General features: G+C 42.7%; 18 protein-coding genes. 8 read left to right on the top strand and 10 right to left on the bottom strand.

The window, feature by feature from the left end; translation table 11 throughout:
* The first annotated feature begins 85 nt into the window (after positions 1-85).
* Positions 86-532: a large-conductance mechanosensitive channel protein MscL gene (gene mscL, locus RDN93_RS18600; RefSeq protein WP_308746877.1), complete on the top strand. Its 447-nt coding sequence runs from the start codon at positions 86-88 to the stop codon at positions 530-532.
* Positions 533-661: 129 nt separating this feature from the next.
* Positions 662-2,185: a glutamine-hydrolyzing GMP synthase gene (guaA, locus tag RDN93_RS18595; protein WP_308746876.1), complete on the top strand. Its 1,524-nt coding sequence runs from the start codon at positions 662-664 to the stop codon at positions 2,183-2,185.
* Between the two features lie 122 nt (positions 2,186-2,307).
* Here the strand turns inward: guaA and RDN93_RS18590 are convergent, their stop codons facing one another.
* Positions 2,308-2,973: a Crp/Fnr family transcriptional regulator gene (locus RDN93_RS18590; protein WP_308746875.1), complete on the bottom strand. Its 666-nt coding sequence runs from the start codon at positions 2,971-2,973 to the stop codon at positions 2,308-2,310.
* A gap of 137 nt (positions 2,974-3,110) precedes the next feature.
* On the opposite strand from RDN93_RS18590, the gene RDN93_RS18585 reads away from it, so the two are divergent.
* Complete coding sequence (locus RDN93_RS18585; protein WP_308746874.1) at positions 3,111-3,710, top strand: MarC family protein; 600 nt, start codon at positions 3,111-3,113, stop codon at positions 3,708-3,710.
* Positions 3,711-3,733: 23 nt separating this feature from the next.
* Here the strand turns inward: RDN93_RS18585 and RDN93_RS18580 are convergent, their stop codons facing one another.
* A complete protein-coding gene (locus RDN93_RS18580; protein ID WP_308746873.1) occupies positions 3,734-4,384 on the bottom strand; it encodes a rhomboid family intramembrane serine protease in 651 nt (216 codons plus the stop codon).
* A gap of 214 nt (positions 4,385-4,598) precedes the next feature.
* Here RDN93_RS18580 and RDN93_RS18575 point away from each other — a divergent pair, with 214 nt between their 5' ends.
* Genes RDN93_RS18575 through RDN93_RS18565 form a run of 3 tightly spaced genes read left to right on the top strand, consistent with a single transcriptional unit; the run spans position 4,599 to position 9,297 of the window.
* Positions 4,599-6,536 (top strand): glycogen debranching enzyme N-terminal domain-containing protein, encoded by a 1,938-nt coding sequence (locus RDN93_RS18575; protein ID WP_308746872.1) that lies wholly within the window; start codon positions 4,599-4,601, stop codon positions 6,534-6,536.
* Between the two features lie 17 nt (positions 6,537-6,553).
* Positions 6,554-7,822 (top strand): glycosyltransferase, encoded by a 1,269-nt coding sequence (locus RDN93_RS18570; protein ID WP_308746871.1) that lies wholly within the window; start codon positions 6,554-6,556, stop codon positions 7,820-7,822.
* A 17-nt stretch (positions 7,823-7,839) separates the two neighbouring features.
* Positions 7,840-9,297 carry a glycoside hydrolase family 57 protein gene (locus RDN93_RS18565; RefSeq protein ID WP_308746870.1) on the top strand — a complete coding sequence of 486 codons (1,458 nt, stop codon included), beginning with the start codon at positions 7,840-7,842 and terminating at the stop codon, positions 9,295-9,297.
* A gap of 169 nt (positions 9,298-9,466) precedes the next feature.
* Here the strand turns inward: RDN93_RS18565 and RDN93_RS18560 are convergent, their stop codons facing one another.
* Positions 9,467-11,161, bottom strand: a complete 1,695-nt coding sequence (locus tag RDN93_RS18560) for a DUF4270 domain-containing protein (RefSeq protein ID WP_308746869.1) — start codon at positions 11,159-11,161, stop codon at positions 9,467-9,469.
* A 19-nt stretch (positions 11,162-11,180) separates the two neighbouring features.
* Positions 11,181-12,020 (bottom strand): glycogen/starch synthase, encoded by an 840-nt coding sequence (locus RDN93_RS18555; protein ID WP_005677407.1) that lies wholly within the window; start codon positions 12,018-12,020, stop codon positions 11,181-11,183.
* Positions 12,021-12,162: 142 nt separating this feature from the next.
* On the opposite strand from RDN93_RS18555, the gene panC reads away from it, so the two are divergent.
* Both panC and panD read left to right on the top strand, forming a co-directional pair.
* Entirely contained in the window at positions 12,163-13,008 is an 846-nt protein-coding gene (gene panC / locus RDN93_RS18550; RefSeq protein ID WP_308746868.1) for a pantoate--beta-alanine ligase, read from the top strand.
* Between the two features lie 18 nt (positions 13,009-13,026).
* Complete coding sequence (panD, locus tag RDN93_RS18545; RefSeq protein WP_005677409.1) at positions 13,027-13,380, top strand: aspartate 1-decarboxylase; 354 nt, start codon at positions 13,027-13,029, stop codon at positions 13,378-13,380.
* Between the two features lie 90 nt (positions 13,381-13,470).
* Here panD and RDN93_RS18540 read toward each other — a convergent pair whose 3' ends face one another.
* The 6 genes from RDN93_RS18540 to RDN93_RS18515 form a co-directional block, all read right to left on the bottom strand.
* Positions 13,471-15,762 (bottom strand): bifunctional dihydroorotate dehydrogenase B NAD binding subunit/NADPH-dependent glutamate synthase, encoded by a 2,292-nt coding sequence (locus tag RDN93_RS18540; RefSeq protein ID WP_005680143.1) that lies wholly within the window; start codon positions 15,760-15,762, stop codon positions 13,471-13,473.
* A gap of 144 nt (positions 15,763-15,906) precedes the next feature.
* Positions 15,907-17,118 (bottom strand): glucose/galactose MFS transporter, encoded by a 1,212-nt coding sequence (gene gluP / locus RDN93_RS18535; protein WP_308746867.1) that lies wholly within the window; start codon positions 17,116-17,118, stop codon positions 15,907-15,909.
* Between the two features lie 86 nt (positions 17,119-17,204).
* A complete protein-coding gene (gene serS, locus RDN93_RS18530) occupies positions 17,205-18,479 on the bottom strand; it encodes a serine--tRNA ligase (RefSeq protein WP_308746866.1) in 1,275 nt (424 codons plus the stop codon).
* Between the two features lie 148 nt (positions 18,480-18,627).
* Positions 18,628-18,891, bottom strand: a complete 264-nt coding sequence (gene rpmA / locus RDN93_RS18525) for a 50S ribosomal protein L27 (protein ID WP_065537887.1) — start codon at positions 18,889-18,891, stop codon at positions 18,628-18,630.
* A gap of 22 nt (positions 18,892-18,913) precedes the next feature.
* Positions 18,914-19,231 (bottom strand): 50S ribosomal protein L21, encoded by a 318-nt coding sequence (rplU, locus tag RDN93_RS18520; RefSeq protein WP_044657262.1) that lies wholly within the window; start codon positions 19,229-19,231, stop codon positions 18,914-18,916.
* 593 nt (positions 19,232-19,824) lie between these two features.
* Positions 19,825-20,393: HAD-IA family hydrolase (locus tag RDN93_RS18515; RefSeq protein WP_308746865.1), on the bottom strand; the 569-nt coding region annotated here is incomplete at its 5' end.

The following is a 20,393-nucleotide window of genomic DNA, read 5'->3' as shown; positions in this document are numbered from 1 at the left end:
CACTTGTTTTATTTTCAAATGCGGTGCAAAATTACAAAAATGTTTTTATATTCGCGCATTAAATTCACATTAAATATTGAAAAAGATGGGAAAGAGCACATTTTTACAGGACTTTAAGGCGTTTGCCATGAAAGGAAACGTTATCGACATGGCTGTCGGTGTAGTAATTGGTGGTGCGTTTGGAAAAATCGTATCATCATTGGTTGCTAATGTAATTATGCCTCCAATCGGCTTACTGGTTGGCGGTGTGAATTTTACGGATTTGAAATGGGTAATGAAAGCGGCTGAAGTAGGGGCCGACGGTAAAGAGATTGCGCCTGCAGTATCTTTGGATTACGGTCAGTTTCTGCAAGCAACTTTTGATTTTCTGATTATTGCCTTTGCCATATTCTTATTTATACGACTGCTGACTAAGTTGACGGCGAAGAAAAAAGAGGAAGCCGCAGCCGTACCACCCGCTCCACCGGTACCTACAAAAGAAGAAGTGTTACTGACGGAGATTCGCGATTTGCTGAAAGAAAAGAGTATTTGAGCTAATTAAAATAAAGGAGATTTCAAGTGTTATCTTGTGAATCTCCTTTATTTTTTTCTTCATTATTATATAGATTGCGTACTTTTTCCTACTTTTGCAGACCATTTTATTCAAAATCCAACCATTAATATGCAGGAGAAAATAATAATTCTTGATTTTGGTTCGCAGACTACACAGCTTATAGGCCGTCGTGTCCGCGAATTGGACACGTATTGCGAAATTGTTCCTTACAACAAATTTCCTAAGGAAGATACAACAATTAAAGGGGTAATCCTTTCGGGAAGCCCTTTTTCTGTTTATGACAAAGATGCTTTTAAAGTCGATTTGAGCGAGATTCGCGGTAAATATCCTATATTGGGTATCTGCTATGGAGCACAGTTTATGTCGTATACCAATGGCGGAAAAGTAGAGCCGGCTGGTACGCGCGAATACGGACGTGCTCATCTGGCTTCTTTCTGCAAGGATAATGTGTTGTTCAAAGGAGTTCGTGACGGTTCGCAGGTATGGATGAGTCACGGTGATACGATTACGGCTATTCCGGATAATTTTAAGAAAATCGCTTCGACGGATAAAGTAGAGATTGCTGCTTATCAGATAGAAGGTGAGGATGTATGGGGTGTGCAGTTTCATCCTGAAGTGTTTCACAGTGAAGACGGTACACAGATTCTGAAGAATTTCGTGGTGGATGTTTGCGGTTGCAAGCAAGACTGGTCGCCTGCTTCCTTTATCGAAAGCACGGTTGCCGAATTGAAAGCTCAGTTGGGCGATGATAAAGTAGTACTCGGTTTGAGCGGTGGCGTAGATTCTTCTGTTGCTGCGGTATTGCTGAACAAAGCCATTGGCAAGAACCTGACTTGTATCTTCGTAGATCATGGTATGCTGCGTAAGAATGAGTTTAAGAACGTGATGGCTGATTACGAATGCCTCGGTCTGAATGTAATCGGCGTAGATGCCAGTGAGAAGTTCTTTTCCGAATTGGCCGGTGTGGCTGAGCCGGAAAGAAAGCGTAAGATTATAGGTAAAGGCTTTATTGATGTGTTCGATGTAGAAGCTCACAAGATAAAAGATGTGAAATGGCTGGCTCAGGGTACCATCTATCCGGATTGCATCGAATCATTGTCTATCACAGGAACAGTGATTAAGAGTCATCACAATGTAGGTGGTCTTCCTGAAAAAATGAATCTGAAATTGTGCGAACCGCTTCGTTTGTTGTTTAAGGATGAAGTTCGCCGTGTAGGTCGTGAATTGGGTATGCCGGAACATCTGATTACCCGTCATCCGTTCCCGGGGCCTGGCTTGGCTGTACGTATCTTGGGAGATATTACTCCGGAGAAAGTGCGTATCCTGCAAGATGCTGATGATATATTCATCCAGGGATTGCGTGACTGGGGATTGTATGATAAAGTTTGGCAGGCAGGAGTTATCTTATTGCCGGTACAGTCTGTTGGCGTAATGGGGGATGAACGTACCTATGAAAGAGCAGTTGCCTTGCGCGCCGTAACATCTACGGATGCCATGACTGCCGACTGGGCACATCTGCCCTATGAATTTATGGGTAAAGTTTCGAATGATATTATTAATAAGGTGAAGGGCGTGAATCGCGTGACTTATGATATCAGCTCCAAGCCACCGGCAACCATAGAGTGGGAATAAAATATCCATCATAAGAAAAGCCTCAATGGGATTTCCCGTTGAGGCTTTTCTTATGATATGACTTGCTTGTTGTATTATATGTGTCAGCACTTGTGAAGCATCTGGATATTATTCTAAACTTATTAGATTAGCAGCCGTTGTGCATCCGGAATAAGAACCTCTTTCCGTCGCAATTCAACCAAACCGTTGTCTTGCAATTCATTAAGCGCTTTGGAAGTATTCAACCGGGTGTCGTCCAAATAGCGGGCAAGGTCGTCCATCTTAATTTTGAATATCTTTTCTCCTTGAGGCTTTTCGCAATGCAGCAGAAAAAAACGGATGATTTTGCTTTTCAAATCCAGTGTGGACTCTTCCCATAAACGTGAATAAAGGTTCTGTGCCCGATTGCTCACAATATTCATGTAGTTGAGCCGGAAGATTTCGTAGTTAAACAGGTCGCTGAGTACAAACGCTTTGCTGATGCTCACGGTGTGGGCTTCCGTATGCGCTATATAAGAAGAATTATAATTGGTATTCATTCCGAATAACGACTGCGGCTCTATCAGATAGGGCGCTTCCATTCGCTCAATGACAGTATAAATGTTTTCTTTGGAATTTGTGACGATTGAAACTTCGCCTTTCAGCAGAAAACGGAGCTGTGTACAAGGACTGCCACTTTCAATGATAGTTTCTCCCGCTTTATGCTTGATAAAGTGTAACTTTACCTTATCCAGTATGCTGGTGAAATCTTCATGGCAAAGACCTTGGAATAAAGGCAATTGGAGTAAAGTGTCGAACATCGTTTCCATACGTCGTAATCTCTTGTTAATCGTACAAATTTACTCATAATACAACACTGCTGTCAACATATGACCTCTCTTTTTGTTTTTTTTATTGTTTGAATGCATAAAAATAGAGTATATTTGCAGAAAAAAAGGAGGAAATTATGTTTGCAGGCTTCAATTGGCAACAGATGATCAGTGCGTTTATCGTACTTTTTGCGGTAATAGATATTATCGGTTCTATACCTATTATCATTAATCTGAAGGAAAAAGGGAAAGATGTGAATGCAATGAAAGCTACTGTCATCTCTTTTGTCTTGTTGATAGGATTTTTCTATGCGGGAGATATGATGCTGAAACTCTTCCATGTAGATATTGAATCGTTTGCCGTTGCAGGTGCATTTGTTATTTTCCTCATGTCTTTGGAAATGATTCTGGATATTGAGATTTTCAAGAATCAGGGTCCTATCAAAGAAGCCACTTTGGTGCCGCTTGTCTTTCCTTTGCTGGCAGGTGCCGGGGCTTTCACTACATTACTTTCCCTGCGGGCGGAATATGCCAGTATTAATATTATCATAGCCTTGGTGTTGAATATGATTTGGGTTTACTTCGTGGTAAGTATGACCGGACGTGTGGAGCGTTTTCTCGGAAAAGGCGGTATTTACCTTATCCGTAAATTCTTCGGCATCATTCTGCTGGCTATTTCAGTAAGGCTGTTTACTGCAAATATAACCTTGCTGATTGAGGCGTTGCATAAGTCCTGACAGGAAGTTGCTGTATACCTGTTTTATGTGTTTTCGCCTTCTTCCGGAGTTGTTGCTGCTTCGCTGGCTTCTTCCTCCTCCTCTTCATCTGCAAAAGGTTCCGGTCGTTGAGGCCCGTGATTTACGAAGGCAAATGCGCAGAGCACTCCCATGATTCCACCGCTGAGATGCCCTTCCCACGACATATTGGCGGGAGAGAAGTAGGGAAACATATGCCAGATAATCCCGCCATATAAAAAGGTGACAAGCAGTGAAATGGCAATAAGCGGGACATATTTGCGGAGAATACCGCTGAAAAAGAGAAAGAAAGCCAGTCCGTAGATAAGTCCGCTGGCACCGATATGCCATCCCGGTTTACCTATTATAAAGGTGAGCAGTCCCGCGCCGAGCCAGATAAGCACAAAAATTCTGCCGGCTATTCCCCGGTAAAAGTAAAAAAGACACCAGGAAAGAAAAAATAAAGGGAGTGTGTTTGCCAGTAGATGACTGAATCCGCTGTGTATCAGCGGATGAGTTAAAATACCGGTCAAACCACGCTTTTCCATAGGGTATACCCCCAGATGGGAGAAGTCCCAGTCCATCCCGACTTCGAGCAACTTGAGTATGTATAATATGAAAATTAAGAACAAGGGCTTTGCGGCAGCCACCATGATACGCTGAATATCTTGCTTCATGACATTCTTTTCTTTAGATATTTTACGCAATACTACGAATATTTGCACAAAATCTGAAAATAAAAAGGCTTTTTATTTTTGTTTTTATCTATAATTTGTACATTTGGGCGTTATACCTGTTGTATATACTGTTACAGCCGATATATATGCGGTGTAACATAAATATATATACAATAATAATAGCCAATAATTAACCTTTAAATAATGCACAACTATGAGTTATTTACGATTTGACAAGACCCTCATGACGAATCTGGAAGAATCTCTTCAGAGAGAAATCCTCCGGACGAACAAAGCAGGAGCTTATCATTGTACGACGATTGTTGATTGTAACACACGCAAATATCACGGCCTGTTGGTAATTCCAGTTCCCAATCTCGACGATGAAAATCATGTGCTGCTATCTTCTCTTGATGAAACGGTAATTCAACACGGTGCAGAGTTTAACCTGGGATTGCATAAATATCAAGGAAACAACTTTAGTCCCAACGGACACAAGTATATCCGCGAGTTTGATTGTGAGCATATCCCGGCGACGACTTACCGTGTTGGAGGTGTGGTTCTCCGCAAAGAAAAAATTTTTGTACATCATGAAAACAGAATCCTGATTCGTTATACTTTGCTCGATGCGCACTCGGCAACGACGTTGCGTTTCCGCCCGTTCCTCGCTTTCAGAAGCGTACGCGAGTACACTCACGAAAACGCACAGGCAAGCCGCGAGTATCAACTTGTGGAAAACGGTATAAAGACGTGTATGTATCCCGGTTATCCGGAACTTTACATGCAGTTGAACAAGAAGTGTGAGTTCCACTTCCAGCCCGACTGGTATCGTGGTATTGAATACCCGAAAGAACAGGAACGCGGATATGACTTCAATGAAGACCTTTATGTTCCCGGTTATTTCGAGGTGGATATCAAGAAAGGCGAGAGTATCGTATTCTCTGCCGGAATTTCGGAAACATCCCCTCGCAGACTGAAGCAGACCTTTGAAGCGGAAGTGGCCGACCGTACGCCACGCGACAGCTTCTACCACTGTCTGAAAAATTCAGCCCACCAATTCCATAACCAGCAGGAAGGAGAACATTATATCCTTGCCGGTTATCCCTGGTTCAAATGCCGTGCGCGTGATATGTTCATTGCGTTGCCGGGACTGACACTTGCCTTGGATGAAGTTGATGAATTTGAGGATGTAATGAAAACGGCGGAAAAGGCGGTTCGTAACTTTATCAACGAAGAGCCTGTCGGATACAAGATTTATGAAATGGAGCATCCTGATGTCCTGCTTTGGGCGGTCTGGGCTTTGCAGCAATATGCTAAAGAGACTTCGCGCGAACAATGCCGCCAGAAATATGGAAAACTCCTGAAAGATATTATGGAGTTTATCCGCCAGCGGAAACATGATAATCTCTTCCTGCATGAGAACGGATTGCTTTATGCCAATGGCACAGAGAAAGCGATTACATGGATGAACTCTACAGTGAACGGACATCCGGTGATTCCACGTACAGGATATATTGTTGAGTTTAACGCATTGTGGTATAATGCATTGCGCTTTGTGGCGGATTTGTCGCGTGAGGGTGGTGATGTATATCTGGCAGATGAACTCGATGCGCAGGCAGAAGTGACAGGAAAGTCATTTGTCGATGTATTCCGCAATGAATACGGGTATCTGCTTGATTATGTGGATGGCAATATGATGGATTGGAGTGTACGTCCCAATATGATATTTACCGTGGCATTTGATTACTCTCCGCTAGACCGGGCGCAAAAGAAACAAGTGCTCGATATTGTGACCAAGGAATTGCTGACTCCTAAGGGAATACGTTCCTTGAGCCCGAAGAGTGGGGGATATAATCCGAATTATGTCGGACCGCAGATACAGCGTGACTATGCATATCATCAGGGAACGGCTTGGCCTTGGCTGATGGGATTCTATTTGGAAGCTTATCTTCGGATTTATAAGATGAGCGGTCTGTCATTTGTGGAACGTCAACTGATTAGCTATGATGATGAAATGACAAGCCATTGCGTTGGTTCCATTGCGGAATTGTTTGATGGAAATCCGCCTTTCAGGGGACGTGGCGCTGTATCATTTGCGATGAATGTGGCAGAAATCCTGCGTGTTTTGAAGCTGCTGTCTAAGTATTATTAAAAAAAGGAGGAACGAAGATGAAAGTTTTAATGTTTGGATGGGAATTCCCCCCAAAAATATATGGTGGTCTTGCAGTTGCTTCTTACGGAATAACTAAGGGATTGAGCTTGCAGGGTGATATGGAAACAATCTTCTGTATGCCTAAACCCTGTGGCGAAGAAGAACAGTTCTTGAAAATAATCGGTATGAATCAGGTGCCTGTCGTATGGCGTGACGTTAATTACGACTACCTGAAATCCCGCTTGCAGGCGCATATGTCACCGGAAGAGTATTACTCTTTCCGTGATCATATCTATGCTGATTTTTCTTATATGCATGTCAATGATTTGGGATGTATGGAGTTTGCCGGCGGTTACCCCGGAAACTTGCATGAAGAAATCAATAATTTCTCCATAATAGCCGGAGTAGTTGCTCGTCAGCAGGAATTTGACATTATTCATGCACATGACTGGCTGACTTATCCTGCCGGTGTACATGCCAAGATGGTAAGCGGCAAGCCGCTTTGTATCCATGTGCATGCTACGGATTTTGACCGTTCCCGCGGCAAAGTCAATCCTACTGTTTATTCGATAGAGAAGAACGGCATGGATCATGCCGACTGTATCATGTGCGTGTCCGAGCTGACCCGCCGAACGGTTATTAACGAGTATCATCAGGATCCGAGAAAGGTATTTGCCATGCACAATGCCGTTTATCCGTTGTCACAAGAGCTTTTGGATATTCCGCGTCCCGATCATTCTAAAGAGAAGGTGGTTACTTTCCTCGGACGTATTACCATGCAGAAAGGGCCGGAGTACTTTGTGGAAGCTGCCGCGCTTGTATTGAAACGCACCCGTAATATCCGTTTCGTAATGGCGGGTTCGGGTGATATGCTGAATGCCATGATTAATCTGGCGGCAGAACGCGGCATTGCCGACCGTTTCCACTTCCCGGGCTTTATGAAAGGTAAACAAGTATATGAGGTTTATAAGAATAGTGACGTATTTGTCATGCCTTCTGTCTCCGAGCCTTTCGGTATCGCTCCTTTGGAAGCTATGCAATGTGGAACGCCTTCCATCATTTCCAAGCAATCGGGCTGTGGTGAAATTCTCGACAAGGTGATTAAGACCGACTACTGGGATATTCATGCTATGGCGGATGCTATCTATTCCATCTGTACGAATCCATCTCTTTTCCAATATCTCCAGGAAGAAGGAAAGAAAGAGGTTGACGGAATTACTTGGGAAAAAGTAGGTTTAAGAATCCGTGCTCTTTACGAGGATGTGTTAAGAAACTATGGTAAATAACGAAACAATATACAAAAATGAGAACTATCTGTCTTTATTTTGAGATACATCAAATTATACATTTGAAACGCTACCGTTTCTTTGATATCGGTAATGATCATTATTATTACGATGATTATGCGAATGAAACGGGCATGAATGAAGTGGCCGAACGTTCATATATTCCTGCTCTCAGCACATTGATTGAGATGGCGAAGAATTCGGGCGGTGCTTTTAAGGTTGCGCTGTCCATTTCGGGAGTAGCTTTGGAACAACTCGAGATCCATGCTCCGGCAGTGATTGACTTATTACATCAATTGAATGATACCGGTTGTTGTGAGTTCCTTTGTGAACCTTATTCACATGGCTTGTCTTCACTTGCCAATGAAGATTGCTTCCGTGAAGAAGTGCTTCGTCAGCGTGATAAGATGAAACAGATGTTTGGAAAGGAACCGAAAGTGTTCCGTAATTCCAGTTTGATTTATTCGGATGAGATTGGCGGCTTGGTGGCTTCTATGGGTTTCAAGGGAATGTTGACTGAAGGTGCCAAGCATGTGTTGGGATGGAAGAGCCCGCATTATGTATACCACTGTAATCAGGCTCCGAGCCTCAAACTTCTATTGAGAGATTTCAAACTGTCGGATGATATAAGTTTGCGTTTTTCTAATTCGGATTGGGCGGAATATCCTTTGTTTGCAGACAAATATATCAATTGGATTGATGCATTGCCACAAGAGGAACAGGTTATCAATATCTTTATGGAGTTGAGTGCGCTGGGTATGGCTCAGCCGTTATCTTCCAATATCCTTGAATTCCTAAAAGCTTTGCCGGAATGTGCGAAAGCGAAAGGTATTACTTTCTCTACGCCAACTGAAATCGTGACGAAGTTGAAATCTGTTTCTCAGCTTGATGTTGCTTATCCGATGTCATGGGTAGATGAAGAAAGGGATACTAGCTGCTGGCTGGGTAATGTAATGCAACGTGAAGCTTTTAATAAATTGTATAGTGTAGCAGAGCGCGTTCATTTAAGTGACGACCGTCGTATCAAGCAAGACTGGGACTATTTGCAGGCCAGCAATAATTTCCGTTTCATGACTACAAAGAATAACGGTATGTGGTTGAATCGTGGTATCTATGACTCTCCTTACGATGCTTTCACTAACTACATGAATATTTTAGCTGACTTTATCAAACGGGTAGACTCATTGTATCCTTCAGATGTTGACAGTGAAGAACTTAACTCTTTGTTGACTACGATTAAGAATCAAGGTGACGAAATCACTGAGTTGGAGAAAGAGGTTGAGAGGTTGCAGGCGAAAGTTGCAAAGGAAGCTGCTAAAAAGGCTACGGTAAAGAAAGCGGCGGCTGCCAAAGAATCGGTGGCTAAAGCTGTTGCCGATAAACCTGTTGCCAAGAAGGCTGCTGCTAAATCTGCTGCCGAACCAAAGAAGCCGGCAGGCAAGGTAAAGAAAGCTACTGTCAAGAAAGAAGAGTAGGATAATACATAATCTTGATGGATATAATTAAAAGCCGTGAGCTTGATGGAAATCGAGCTTACGGCTTTTATCTGTCTGTCATTTGTTTGGGGATGTATATCTATAAAATAATAACGCGGACTACCTCAAGTAATCCGCGTTATTATTTTATAGATGTTTCTATGATTTCTTATTTTGCTCTTGTCTCAAAGTTTGTGGATACAACTTCAAGTTTTAATACATTGGCAGGGTTAGTTCCACCTTTCAAACGTGCATAACTTGGTTTCAAATCATGCTGTATACTTATGACCTGACTGGAATTATTATTGTAGTAGCTATTACTTGAAGAAGAGTCTTTGGTAACAAGTACCGGAATAAGTACTACTTTGTTCCAATCACTGAATTCTTCCCAGTCTTTAATATTGTCAACGATCTTAGATTCAGTTTTACCCTCAGAATTGGTGATTTGCAGAGTTATTGTTTCATGATTGTTGAATTTCTTTTCTGCAGCATCTCTTTCCCCATCTGCCAAACAATCATTTATCAATTGCGTGATATTATTATACGTGTATTCAGTAAAGCTGTTTGTATATGATGAATAATCAAATAAAACTGAAGTTATACCATTACTTAGTTGGTTCTTTTCAAAGAAGGTGTCTTTATGCTTTTTACGTATTAATAAAACACTTCGTGGAGCAGACATTCCAAATTTCTTATTATTTGTTTCATTATAGATAGGAATACCTAATTTGACGGCATTCAAAGTGTCTCCTTGAAGTTTATCTGCTATTTCGCTAACAGGTAGAGTAACTTGGGTAAATATTCCTGCCGGACTTTTTAGATAACTCCAATCGGGATTATTGATACATGCTTGAATAGCATCTTTATCATTATCCAAACTATTTGCTTGAATTACTTCACGGGTAGACGTAAACATACGATATCCATAATAGGTGGAGTCTTTGCTTTCACCATCATGTATTACTTTCCTTTGTAATATAGAACCTGTAATTGTATCTACTGCATAACATTTATATACTACATTCATTTGGATTTGGTCTATATAAAGTATTGTACCGTCACCATAGTCACTCTTTACATAAAGTCCTGCAAAAGCTTCTTTAAGTGCTTTTCTGTCAAAGTTACTTCCAGCGTCATAAGCTTTTGTTATTATATCTTTTCCTATTTTTTTGGCCATCTCATCTTTAAAAGAAACATGTACGCTAGGAACGTATGTGCTAAGATTACGAATAGAGTCTTTTACGGATAGATCAACTGCAGTATAGGCCTTAGTCCCTAATAGATTTTGAGGATTGTAAAATTCTTCAGGCTTAATATCAGTATAATAAGCATTATCTTCATTCAACTCTTTTGCTGCTTCTCCTAATTTATATACACTTAAACGGGAAGCTGTTAAGGAATCTCCGAAATAAGTATCATACCACAAATAAAGTTCGATAGTGTGGATATTGCCAATAAGTTTGCCATTACTGTACACAAATTCAAGTCCTTCTTTATCTATAGGGTCTCCACCTTCGCCTACCATCGTCTGTGTAGCTTTGTTCTTGCTATCGAGAGATGTGTTTTTTTCATAATTGTATACCCCTGGAAATGTCATTCCTTTCGTACAGTTCAGTTCTGCCAGGAATCCGGCTTGATAAGTACCGAATACATCATCCGTAAATTTTCCTACATAACCAATATTGCTCATCGCATAAATTTGGCCTGCATGAACGGATTCCGTTCTAACATCAAATGTTGTCAGTCTTCCATTGATATCTTGGTCGCTTCCCGGAAACATTCCCAGTCCTAATCCTGCTGTGTTATCATCACAACCGAAAAACGTGATTGCCAGTAAAGCTATTAAGGCGTATTTTGCTTTCATGATCGTCGTATCTTGATTTTTATTCTTCTTCTTCTTTGTTCGCAGTGGCATCCCATACCTGATCGTAGAACTCGTTGCAAGCATCTGCATAGTTCTCCGGGTTCTGATAATCAAGTATCAGTTTACCTGATTGACGGGCATATTCAATGATAGATTCATTCACCTTTTTGCTGTTTTGTATCACTCCGTCCGAATAATCCACGGCGAGTTTGCAAAGGGCGGCATAATCTACCGGTTCTTTTAAGTTGCTTAAATCATCCTTAGATATTCCTTTCAACATTAATTTAGTTGCAAAGTCGTCACTGAGCGTATTTTTGAAGTCGTCTTCATATACAGAGAATACAACTTTGGCATCACGGAACGACGGTTCATCCTTGTACGCTTTCTTAATATAAAGAGGTGCTAACGCTGTCATCCAGCCATGACAGTGAATTACATCGGGACACCAGCGAAGTTTCTTCACGGTTTCCAATACACCACGCGCATAGAAGATAGCGCGGCTGTCGTTGTCGTCATACTCTATGCCGTTTTCGTCCATAGCCTGCATCCGATTCTGGAAATAATCATCATTATCGATGAAATATACCTGCATACGTGCGGATTGGATAGAAGCTACTTTTATAATAAGGGGGTGGTCAGTATCATCGATAATCAGGTTCATACCGGAGAGGCGAATCACTTCGTGCAGTTGGTTCCTGCGCTCGTTAATGTTTCCCCATTTGGGCATAAAAGTTCTGATTTCACGGCCTTTTTCTTGTATCGCCTGTGGAAGGTTTCTACCTATATTGGCCATTTCGGATTCTGAAACGTAAGGTGTAATCTCTTGAGTAATAAATAAAACTTTATTCGCCTTTGTCATAATAACAATAGTTCTCTATAATATTCTGCAAAGATACGAAAAAAAAGACACATTAAATAAGATATTCTTTCTTTATGTGGCAAATATTAGTTTATTTTGCAGAGTTTTTGCAAACGAGTAAAACATAAACCAATTGACGAAAATGAAAATAGTGCACACTATCAAGGACTTACAGGCAAATTTGACTGCCCTGAGAGCCCAAGGTAAAACGGTAGGACTGGTTCCTACAATGGGTGCTTTACACGCGGGACATGCATCTCTGGTAAAGCGCAGCGTAAGTGAGAATGGTGTAACTGTTGTGAGTGTTTTTGTAAATCCCACACAGTTTAACGATAAAAACGACTTGGAGAAATATCCGCGTACATTGGATGCAGACTGCCGTCTGTTGGAAGAATGTGGCGCTGCATTTGTGTTTGCTCCTTCCGTGAGCGAGATGTATCCGGAGCCGGACACCCGTCAATTCAGCTATGCTCCGTTGGATACAGTGATGGAAGGTGCGTTCCGTCCAGGGCATTTCAACGGTGTTTGTCAGATTGTCAGCAAGTTGTTTGACGCTGTGCAGCCGGACAAGGCTTATTTCGGCGAGAAAGATTTCCAGCAATTAGCAATTATTCGTGAGATGGTACGCCAATTGCAATATAAGCTCGAAATAGTAGGCTGTCCGATTGTGCGTGAAGAAGACGGACTGGCATTGAGCAGCCGTAACAAGCGTTTATCTGCACAAGAACGTGAAAATGCTTTAAATATTTCTCAGACCTTATTTAAAAGTCGTAACTTTGCAGCCACTCATACGGTGAGTGAAACGCAGAAGATGGTTGAGGATGCGATTGAAGCTGCTCCGGGCTTGCGGTTGGAGTATTTTGAAATCGTAGACGGAAATACATTGCAGAAGATAAATGATTGGGAAGATACTTCCTATGCAGTGGGATGCATCACGGTATTCTGCGGTGAAGTCCGACTGATTGATAACATTAAATATAAAGAATAACTAAAAAGACGAAACCTTATGATGATTGAAGTGTTGAAGTCGAAAATTCATTGTGCGCGTGTCACGGAAGCGAATCTGAACTACATGGGTAGTATCACGATAGATGAAGATCTGCTGGATGCGGCAAACATGATTCCGGGAGAAAAGGTGTATATCGCTGATAATAATAATGGCGAACGCTTTGAAACCTATATTATCAAAGGTGAACGCGGTTCCGGCAAAATTTGTCTGAATGGTGCTGCCGCCCGTAAAGTACAACCGGATGATATTGTGATTATCATGTCGTATGCGTTAATGGATTTTGAGGAAGCGAAGTCGTTTAAACCGTCTGTCATTTTCCCCGACCCTGCGACGAACAAAGTAGTAAAGTAAAAAAGTATCTTTGATATTTTTATAAGAAAAACCCTGTCTTACAGAATGTAAGCAGGGCTTTTCTTTTTTATCTATTCTATTTTCTTGTTACTACTTTGTTTTTAACTGTTCGTTCATAGCCGCCGCTGCCTTACGGCCGTCACCCATGGCGAGAATCACAGTGGCTCCACCGCGTACAATATCGCCACCTGCATAAATCATCGGGATAGAAGATGCCATGTTCTCATCTACGGCAATCGTTCCTTTCCGTCCTAACTCCAGTCCTTTGATAGAACTAGGGACAATCGGGTTCGGCGACACTCCGACACTTACGATAGCTAGGTCAATATCAATCGTTTCCGTAGCACCTGGGATAGCGACAGGACTACGACGTCCAGAAGCGTCCGGTTCGCCTAATTCCATTTTTTGTAGAATAACCTGTTTTACACAACCCTGCTCGTCTGCAATATATTCGATAGGATTGTGCAGTGTCAGAAATTCTACTCCCTCTTCTTTTGCGTGTTTAACTTCTTCGATACGTGCGGGCATTTCTTCTTCCGAACGACGGTAGATAATCATGGCGCGTTCGGCACCCAGACGTTTGGCCGTACGGACAGAGTCCATGGCTGTGTTGCCGCCACCGATTACTGCTACATTCTTACCGAAAGCTATCGGAGTATCAGAGTCTTCGCTGGCTGCATCCATTAGATTGACACGGGTAAGATACTCGTTGGAAGACATAATATTGATTGAGTTTTCGCCCGGAATATTCATAAAGTTAGGAAGACCGGCACCGGAAGCTACAAATATCCCTTTGAAACCTTCCTCTTTCAGGTCTTCTATACTAATTGTTTTTCCTACAATACAGTCTTTGATAAAGTTAACTCCCATTTTGGCTAGATTGTCAATCTCAACATCAACAATCTTGTTGGGCAGACGAAATTCAGGAATACCATATTTCAGTACACCGCCAATTTCGTGCAATGCTTCGAATACAGTTACGTCATATCCATATTTCGCCATATCACCTGCAAACGATAATCCTGCAGGTCCCGAGCCGATAACAGCCACTTTGATACCATTCTTTTCAGCAATGACTGGTACGGAGATTTGTCCGCTCTCGCGTTCGTAATCAGCTGCAAAACGCTCCAGATAACCGATAGCTACCGGTTTCTCATTCATTTTCAGATGAATACACTTTGATTCGCATTGTTTTTCTTGTGGGCAGACACGACCGCAAACAGCCGGAAGTGCACTTGTCTCTTTTAATGTCTTTGCTGCTTCCAGAAATTCTCCACGCTCGATGTTCTTGATAAAACGGGGAATGTCAATTCCTACCGGACAACCTTCCATACATCCTGGGTTTGCACAGTCGAGACAACGTTTGGATTCTGTTATAGCCTGTTCAGCAGTCAACCCTTGGTTTACTTCTTCCTTGCGGCTATGTGAACGATATTTTGCATCGAGTTCGTTCATCTCAACACGCGGGATAGCCGTGCGTTCTTTGGCTTTCATCGACTTACGCAACTCCTGTCTCCAGGCAACATTACGGCTTTTTTCGTCGGTCTCCTTTGTAGCTTCGCATACAGTGTCGAGTTTGTGCATTTCTTCTCGTTCGATGTTTTTGAATGCCCCCATGCGTTTCAGCATTTCATCAAAATCTACTTGGTGACCATCGAATTCCGGACCGTCTACACAAACAAATTTGGTTTTTCCTCCTACAGTGATACGGCAAGCGCCACACATACCTGTTCCATCTACCATAATCGTGTTCAATGAGACGTCAGTGGGAATTTCATATTTCTTGGTTAGCAAGCAAACGAATTTCATCATGATAGCAGGGCCGATAGCGAAGCATTTATCCACTTTCTCGCGTTTGATAACTTCTTCCACACCTTCCGTTACCAGTCCTTTGCGACCATAAGAGCCATCATCCGTCATGATGATAACTTCGTCGGAGCTTTTGCGCATTTCTTTTTCGAGAATGATAAGGTCTTTATTACGTCCTGCCAATACAGTGATCACACGGTTGCCGGCAGCTTTCAAAGCTTGTACGATAGGGAGCATTGGGGCCACACCTACGCCACCACCGGCGCAAACAACAGTTCCGAAGTTTTCAATGTGAGTCGCTTGGCCGAGAGGACCTACTACGTCTGTAATATAATCACCTTCGTTCAACTCACAGAGGCGGGTAGAAGATAGCCCTACCTCCTGTATCACCAGGGTGATAGTGCCTTTCTTTATATCAGAACCGGCGATAGTCAAAGGCATACGTTCTCCCTTTTCGCCTACACGTACAATGACGAAGTGTCCGGCCTTACGAGATTTAGCAATTAAAGGGGCTTCAATTTCAAATTTGAACACCTTTTCAGAAAAGCGTTCCTTGCTAATGATTTTGTTCATTATCTAATTAATTTGTTGGTTTTATTACGTAACTGCTAGCAGAATGTTATAAATTTCGGCAAAGATACGGCTTATTTACGAAAAACAAAAAGAAAAGCCACTCTTTTGATGAGTGGCTTCCTATATATGAGTGAATCTCTCTTTTTATTTCGTTCTGATTTTGTATCCGGCCACTCCGTAATATAGGATGAACAAGAAGCAGGGGAGACACAGCCAGTATGCCTGTTGGGGAGTGGCTACGTCTTTCAGCCAACCGTAAAGGGTGGGGATAACGGCTCCGCCGAACATTGCCATGATAAGCAATGACGAGCCTGCTTTCGTGAATTTGCCGAGGTCTGCCATGGCGAGCGGCCACAGTGCCGGCCACATCAGTGAGCATCCCAATGCCATAAACGAAATGAAATAGATGGAAATGTGGCTTGGAGTGAGTACTACCAGCAGTGAACCGATGATTGCCAGAATAGAGCAAATTTTCAAGGCTGTTGCCTGGCTGAGGTATTTCGGGATAAAGATGATACCGCAGATATAGCCGATAACAATACCGATAGGAGCAATCCATGCGTAGTTGGCAGCGCCTTCCAAGCCGAGTTCTTTGGCATAATCGACCAGCGTACCGAGTGAGACTGTTTCAACACCTACATAAAGGAACAGTGCCAGACAGCCCAACAGCAAGTGCGGGAACTGAAAAACGGAAGTTTTACTTGCAGCATACGGGCAGGCTTCGGCTTCGTCCTCGCTTTCATCTTCTCCGGCTGCTTTGACTTCGGGTAGCGGTGCGAAGAATGCCATGACACCCAAGGCGACAAAAGCGCAGATGATGATAATGAACGGCTTGCTCAAATCTTCAATACCAATCAGGCTGACATCTTTGCCCAGCAGCCATACAATGAAGATAGCAGGAATAGGCCACGCCAGCTTGTTGCAGATACCCATTATACTGATACGTTTTGCGGCACTGTCCAGTGGTCCCAGTATCGTAATATAAGGATTGACGGATGCTTGCAGATATGCATTGGCGGCTCCGCTGATGAAAGATGCCAACAGGAATAAGGTGAAGCTTTCCTGTGATGCCGACAGGATGAACAGGTAAAATGCCACAGCAAAAATAAAGAAAGACAGTGACATGGTACGTTTGTAGCCAATCGCCTTGATGGTGAGCCCGGCAGGATAGCCGAATACCAGGAATGGAATAAAGGTTGCAGCAATGATAAGGTAAGAAGCCGTGTTCGAGATTCCCAGTGATTTTTGTAGTACGGGAACCAATAGTGAATTAATTCCTAATGCGAAACCAATCGCGAAGAACATGATGCCGATGAATGTCAAAGGCAGTGCAAAACTCTTTGTGTTTTTTGTCATGGGGGTAAATCTGTTAAAAGGTTATGTAAAAAAACTCTTGTAAGAAGAAGACCTTCCTTATTCTTACAAGAGTGAAAATTTCTTTTTTAGTCTATGATGTCGAAACCGCAGTACGGAACCAATGCTTTCGGAATTCTGATACCTTCCGGAGTCTGGTTGTTTTCGAGCAGAGCGGCAACGATACGCGGCAAAGCCAATGCGGAACCGTTCAATGTATGGCAAAGTTCGGTTTTCTTATCTGCGTTACGATAACGGCACTTCAAGCGGTTGGCCTGATAAGTGTCGAAATTGGATACGGAACTTACTTCCAACCAGCGTTTCTGTGCTTCGGAATATACTTCGAAGTCGAAGCAAAGCGCAGCGGTAAAGCTCATATCGCCGCCGCAAAGACGGAGAATGCGATACGGCAATTCCAGTTTCTGCAACAGGCCTTCTACATGATTCAGCATTTCCTGGTGAGACTGTTTAGAGTGTTCCGGCTTGTCGATGCGCACTAATTCTACTTTGGAAAATTCGTGCAGACGGTTCAATCCGCGTACATCTTTACCGTAAGAACCGGCTTCGCGACGGAAACATTGCGTGTATGCGCAGTTCATAATCGGCAATTGTTTTTCTTCGAGTATTACATCACGATAGATATTGGTCACAGGAACTTCTGCTGTCGGAATCAGGTATAAGTCGTCTACTTCGCAATGGTACATCTGTCCCTCTTTGTCGGGAAGCTGGCCTGTACCATAACCGGAAGCGGCGTTGACTACTGTCGGCGGCATGATTTCGGTATATCCGGATTTGCGTGCTTCGTCGAGGAAGAAGTTGATAAGGGCACGTTGAAGTTGTGCGCCTTTACCTTTATATACAGGAAAACCTGCGCCTGTGATTTTAACTCCCAAGTCGAAGTCTATCAAATCGTATTTCTTTGCCAGTTCCCAGTGAGGGAGCGCGTCCTTGGGAAGTTTTGTTTCCATACCACCCATCTTTTCTACAACGTTGTCTTCGGCTCCTACACCTTCGGGCACTTCATCGTAAGGAACATTGGGAATGGTATAGAGGATATTCTGCATGTCGGTCGCAGCCTGCGTCATAGTGGCGTCCAGTTCTTTGTTGCCTTCTTTCAGTTCGGCAACGCGTGCGCGTGCAGATTCAGCCTCTTCTTTTTTGCCTTCCTTCATCAGTTGGCCGATAGTGCGTGAAAGCGAGTTGACTTCTGCCAGGTTTTTATCTAATTGGTTCTGCGTGCTACGTCTCTTGTCGTTTAGAGCGATCACTTGATCGATCGTTTCTTTTGCATTTTTGAAATGCTTCTTTTCCAGTCCGCGGAGTACCGCCTCTGTGTTTTCTGTAATTTGTTTAATGGTAAGCATATCTATACTTTTTATGAACTTTCGTTTAATGGATGCAAAGATAAAGAAAAAACGAACAATCAAGCAATGAAAACGGACATAAAAAAGAAAGGAGATGTAATCCTTTTCAGATTACATCTCCTTCTCTCGAATATTTTGGGTTATGCAATTATGCTTCAGTTGCAGGAACTACAGAAACATATCTTCTGTCTTCTCTACCAACTTTGAAACTAACTGTACCATCTACTAAAGCGAAAAGAGTGTGGTCTTTACCCATTCCGATGTTTTCACCCGGGTGGAATTCAGTACCTCTTTGACGAACGATGATGTTACCTGCTTTGCAAGCTTCGCCACCAAATATCTTAACGCCTAATCTCTTACTTTGTGATTCGCGGCCGTTCTTAGAACTACCGACACCTTTCTTGTGTGCCATTTCTTCTTACTTTTTAAATTGATTAAGCTACTACTTCTGTGATTGTTAACTCAGTGAACTGTTGACGGTGACCGTTCAGTTTTCTGTAACCTTTTCTTCTTTTCTTGTGGAAAACAAGAACTTTGTCGCCTTTAACCAAGTTTGAAACAACCTGGCAAACAACTTTAGCGCCTTCTACGGTAGGAGCACCTACTGTTACATTTCCGTCTTTGTCTACCAAAAGAACTTTTTCAAATTCTACTGTTGAACCGTTTTCTGCACCTTCGATGTGGTGAACGAACAACTTCTGACCAGCTTCTGCTTTGAATTGCTGACCGTTAATTTCTACAATTGCGTACATCTTATATATAAATGTATAAGTTAGCTCCGGCGGGTGGTCTTTAATCACTTAAAGAACTCTTTATCGAACCCGTTGCGGAATAATCGGGCACAAAAGTACTACTTTTATTCAATCCAAGCAAATGTTTCCGCTCTTTTTTTATTCAATAGGATTACTTCTTCTTCTCTACATAGTTTTTAAAACGCACAAACATCTGCCATCTGCAACAATTTCGCTATAACTGTCAACTAATCAGGTTATTATAGCGTTGCAGATACCTGTTGCAGATAGGTTGCAGAAACGGTATCTGCAACACACTCGTTATTGGTATTGAAAATCGGAAAGTAGGGGAAGACTTTCGTAATCTATAGGGGGACTTTGTGTTTCATGCCTTGAAACTGTTGGTTTCATACGGTGAAACACTTAGTTTCAAGCCGCTGAAACTTGAGTTTCAAGCGTTAGAAACTAAAGTGTCTAGCTGCGGAAACTGAAGTTTCCTGCCTTGGGTACAGGAGTTCCGACCGTTGAAACTGGAGTTTTGGCACAGGATGAGAGTAAAATCGCTATTAAACTTTTTCTGATCTCTTTTTAAAAGTTCTATTATGAGAAAAGAGCTAAACTAACTTTCCGAGATTCTCCATAATCATCCGATGTGGGTAAACACGAAGTTCGTCGGCAGTGGTCATTCCATTGAGTACGCCTGCAAAATCGACTCCTGCATTCCGGGCAGTTTCCGCATCTACGGTACTGTCACCGATGTATAATGTTTCTTGTGGGGTGCTTCCCAAATGTTCCAATGCAAAGAAAACCCCTTCGGGTGAAGGTTTTGCGGCTTTTACATCTTCTCCGCCTACCACTATATCAAGAAAGTCTTCCGGCAGATAATCGTCCAGGAAGTTCAATATGCGGAAACGGTATTTGGTAGAGATGATTCCGATGCGGGCACCTCGTGCCTTTAACGCTTTCAGTGTAGAAAGGGTGTCGGGGAAAAGACGGGTGTTCGCGTTCATGTGTACATCCGCTTCCAGTCTGTACTCCTGTCGGAAAGCTTCGAGTTGTGCCGGGTCAGTGATTCCGGTGAGAATGCTGAAAGACTCTTCCAGCGTTTTGCCGATAGTACGCTTGATGGCTTCATCGGTAACGGTTAAATACTGGTGGCGGGTGAGCACAATTCTGAAACATT

This window comes from uncultured Bacteroides sp. (genome assembly GCF_902491285.1).
Taxonomy (GTDB): domain Bacteria; phylum Bacteroidota; class Bacteroidia; order Bacteroidales; family Bacteroidaceae; genus Bacteroides.
This window is presented reverse-complemented; position numbering and strand designations above follow the sequence as displayed.

Coding starts and splice junctions, on each gene's coding strand:
- mscL (WP_308746877.1), top strand. CDS start 86: ATGGGAAAGAGCACATTTTTACAGGACTTTAAGGCGTTTGCCATGAAA.
- guaA (WP_308746876.1), top strand. CDS start 662: ATGCAGGAGAAAATAATAATTCTTGATTTTGGTTCGCAGACTACACAG.
- RDN93_RS18590 (WP_308746875.1), bottom strand. CDS start 2,973: ATGGAAACGATGTTCGACACTTTACTCCAATTGCCTTTATTCCAAGGT.
- RDN93_RS18585 (WP_308746874.1), top strand. CDS start 3,111: ATGTTTGCAGGCTTCAATTGGCAACAGATGATCAGTGCGTTTATCGTA.
- RDN93_RS18580 (WP_308746873.1), bottom strand. CDS start 4,384: ATGAAGCAAGATATTCAGCGTATCATGGTGGCTGCCGCAAAGCCCTTG.
- RDN93_RS18575 (WP_308746872.1), top strand. CDS start 4,599: ATGAGTTATTTACGATTTGACAAGACCCTCATGACGAATCTGGAAGAA.
- RDN93_RS18570 (WP_308746871.1), top strand. CDS start 6,554: ATGAAAGTTTTAATGTTTGGATGGGAATTCCCCCCAAAAATATATGGT.
- RDN93_RS18565 (WP_308746870.1), top strand. CDS start 7,840: ATGAGAACTATCTGTCTTTATTTTGAGATACATCAAATTATACATTTG.
- RDN93_RS18560 (WP_308746869.1), bottom strand. CDS start 11,161: ATGAAAGCAAAATACGCCTTAATAGCTTTACTGGCAATCACGTTTTTC.
- RDN93_RS18555 (WP_005677407.1), bottom strand. CDS start 12,020: ATGACAAAGGCGAATAAAGTTTTATTTATTACTCAAGAGATTACACCT.
- panC (WP_308746868.1), top strand. CDS start 12,163: ATGAAAATAGTGCACACTATCAAGGACTTACAGGCAAATTTGACTGCC.
- panD (WP_005677409.1), top strand. CDS start 13,027: ATGATGATTGAAGTGTTGAAGTCGAAAATTCATTGTGCGCGTGTCACG.
- RDN93_RS18540 (WP_005680143.1), bottom strand. CDS start 15,762: ATGAACAAAATCATTAGCAAGGAACGCTTTTCTGAAAAGGTGTTCAAA.
- gluP (WP_308746867.1), bottom strand. CDS start 17,118: ATGACAAAAAACACAAAGAGTTTTGCACTGCCTTTGACATTCATCGGC.
- serS (WP_308746866.1), bottom strand. CDS start 18,479: ATGCTTACCATTAAACAAATTACAGAAAACACAGAGGCGGTACTCCGC.
- rpmA (WP_065537887.1), bottom strand. CDS start 18,891: ATGGCACACAAGAAAGGTGTCGGTAGTTCTAAGAACGGCCGCGAATCA.
- rplU (WP_044657262.1), bottom strand. CDS start 19,231: ATGTACGCAATTGTAGAAATTAACGGTCAGCAATTCAAAGCAGAAGCT.